The organism is Pseudomonas fragi (genome assembly GCF_002269505.1).
In the GTDB taxonomy this organism is placed as follows: Bacteria; Pseudomonadota; Gammaproteobacteria; order Pseudomonadales; family Pseudomonadaceae; genus Aquipseudomonas; species Aquipseudomonas fragi_D.
Map to the genome: position 1 here is coordinate 1 of NZ_NQKQ01000079.1, position 237 is coordinate 237.

Consider the following 237-nt stretch of genomic DNA (forward strand, 5'->3'; position numbering starts at 1 on the left):
GGCGGTCTCAAGGAACAAGTGCAACACCTGATGTAAGGTGTTGCCATGTCTACCCAATACAAACACTTGAGTACCGAGGAGCGCGTCACCATTATGGTGATGCTATTTCAACAACAGACGTTGCGGGCTATTGCCGCTTTGCTAGGCCGTCACCCCAGCACCATTAGTCGTGAGATCAAACGCACCCCCCAGCAGTCTCACTATGACGCCATACAAGCTACCAGCAGGGCTCAACAG

Annotated in this window: 1 protein-coding gene; it reads left to right on the forward strand. The window is 52.7% G+C overall.

The window, feature by feature from the left end:
* Window positions 1-45: 45 nt before the first annotated feature.
* A partial coding sequence (locus CJU81_RS23615; RefSeq protein ID WP_141232638.1) for a helix-turn-helix domain-containing protein occupies window positions 46-237 on the forward strand: 192 nt, incomplete at its 3' end.